We start from the raw sequence: 2,198 nt of genomic DNA, 5'->3' as shown, positions 1-2,198 counted from the left end.
CAGCTCACCGATCTGCAGCTGGGGCTGGCCACCGCCGCGGTGCAGGCGCTGCGTCCGGGCGGCATCCTCGCGTACGTCACCTGCTCGCCGCATCTGGCCGAGACCGCGGCCATCGGCGCCGAGCTGCGGCGCACCTTCGGCGACGAGGTCGAAGAGCTCGACGCGCGCGCCGTGGTCGAGGACGTCTCCCGTTCCCCGCTGGATCTGCCCGAGCAGGCAGACGGCTCCGGCCGTGCGCAGCTGTGGCCCCACCGCCACGGCACCGATGCGATGTCGATCACGCTCCTGCGGAGGCGCTGACCGCCGCGAGGCGTGGCTGCGCGGGCCGCGGCGGCCCGGATAATGGGACCGTGACCGACACCACCGACGTCCGCATCAACCCGAGCATCCTGGCCGCCGACTTCGTCAACATGCAGAGCGAGCTCGCCCGTATCGCCACGGCGGACTTCGTGCACGTCGACGTCATGGACAACCATTTCGTGCCGAACCTCACCTTCGGCCCTCAGATGGTGGCACGTATCCAGCAGACGAGCCCCGTGCCGCTGGACGTGCACCTGATGATCGACAATCCGGAGCGCTGGGCCCCGGAGTACGCCGAGATCGGTGCGGCTTCGGTGACGTTCCACCTCGAGGCTGCCGCGAACCCCGTCGCGCTCGCCCGGCAGCTGCGGGCGATCGGCGCCCGCGCGGGCGTTGCCGTCAAACCCGCCACCCCGGTGGAGGGGCTCTTCGACAGCCTCGACGAGTTCGACCAGATCCTGGTGATGACGGTGGAGCCGGGCTTCGGCGGTCAGTCGTTCATGCCCGAGACGATGCCGAAGCTGCGTCTGCTGGCCGATGAGGCCCGCCGCCGGGGGAGCGCGGTGTGGCTGCAGGTGGACGGCGGCATCGGCGAGTCCACGATCGCGCAGGCGGCCGAGGCCGGCGCCGAGACGTTCGTCGCCGGCTCGGCGGTCTTCGGTGCCGACGATCCGGCGGCCGCGATCGCCGCTCTGCGCACGGCTGCCGGCCGCGCCCACCGGCACTGACCGGTAGCCTGTCAGGGTGAAGACGTTCGACGCCCTGTTCGCTGAGCTGTCCGCCAAAGCGGAGCAGCGCCCCGAGGGATCGGGCACCGTCGCCGAGCTCGATGGCGGGGTGCACGCGATCGGCAAGAAGATCGTCGAAGAGGCCGCCGAGGTGTGGATGGCCGCGGAGTACGAGTCGCAGGAGGCGGCAGCCGAGGAGATCTCGCAGCTGCTGTACCACCTGCAGGTGATGATGCTCGCCAAAGGGCTCACCCTGGCAGACGTCTACCGACATCTCTGAGCCCACCTCGTCGTCCCCTCCACTCCCACACGAAAGCCACACATGCTGCGTATCGCCGTGCCGAACAAGGGCTCGCTCGCCGACACCGCCGCCGAACTGCTCGCCGAAGCGGGCTACATCGGCCGCCGTGACCCGAAAGACCTGCACGTCATCGACCCCGTCAACGAGGTCGAGTTCTTCTACCTGCGCCCCAAGGACATCGCCACCTATGTCGGCTCCGGCGCACTGGACGTCGGCGTCACCGGCCGCGACCTGCTGCTGGACGCCCGCATGCCCGGTGCCCGCGAGATCGAGGCGCTCGGCTTCGGCGCATCCACCTTCCGCTTCGCCGGTCCTCCCGGACGGTTCTCCGACCTGACCGACCTCGAGGGGCTGCGGGTCGCCACTGCTTACCCGGGGCTGGTCGACGCCTACCTCGACGAGCACGGCGTGGCCGTGGACCTCGTGCCGCTGGACGGCGCCGTGGAGTCTGCGGTGCAGCTGGGCGTCGCCGACGCCGTCGCCGACGTGGTCTCCACCGGAACGACCCTCCGCCAGGCGGGTCTGGAGATCTTCGGGCCGGTGCTGCTGCAGTCCGAAGCCGTGCTGATCGGCTCGCCCACCGAGGCGGAGGGCACCGAGACGCTGCTGCGGCGCCTCCGCGGTGTCATGGTGGCCCGCCGGTACGTCATGGTCGACTACGACCTGCCCGCGTCGCTCGTCGATGCGGCCGTCGAGATCGCGGGCGGCATCGAATCGCCCACCATCTCGCCGCTGCGCGACCCGTCGTGGGTCGCGGTGCGCGTCATGGTCGAGCGCCGCCGCGTGAACCAGATCATGGATGCGCTGTACGCCATCGGCGCGCGCGCGATCCTGGTGACCGCCATCCACAACGCGAGGCTCTGATGGCT

The 2,198-nt window shown here is 70.6% G+C and carries 3 protein-coding genes and 1 pseudogene; all 4 read left to right on the top strand.

The annotated features are described in order from the left end of the window. A pseudogene (locus NQ160_RS22725) lies at positions 1-300 on the top strand (rRNA small subunit methyltransferase B); the annotation flags it as partial. A 50-nt stretch (positions 301-350) separates the two neighbouring features. Further along, the gene (gene rpe, locus NQ160_RS22720; RefSeq protein WP_257517295.1) at positions 351-1,028 is read left to right on the top strand and encodes a ribulose-phosphate 3-epimerase; all 678 of its coding nucleotides are present in this window, start codon (positions 351-353) and stop codon (positions 1,026-1,028) included. 16 nt (positions 1,029-1,044) lie between these two features. Then, a complete protein-coding gene (locus tag NQ160_RS22715; protein WP_257517294.1) occupies positions 1,045-1,308 on the top strand; it encodes a phosphoribosyl-ATP diphosphatase in 264 nt (87 codons plus the stop codon). Between the two features lie 42 nt (positions 1,309-1,350). After that, positions 1,351-2,193, top strand: a complete 843-nt coding sequence (hisG, locus tag NQ160_RS22710) for an ATP phosphoribosyltransferase (RefSeq protein WP_257517293.1) — start codon at positions 1,351-1,353, stop codon at positions 2,191-2,193. Positions 2,194-2,198 lie beyond the last annotated feature (5 nt).

The sequence above is a fragment of the Microbacterium sp. zg.Y909 genome, from assembly GCF_024626565.1.
Note: the sequence above shows the minus strand (reverse complement) of the source record. Positions and strands in the feature narration are given on the sequence as shown.

Coding starts and splice junctions, on each gene's coding strand:
- hisG (WP_257517293.1), top strand. CDS start 1,351: ATGCTGCGTATCGCCGTGCCGAACAAGGGCTCGCTCGCCGACACCGCC.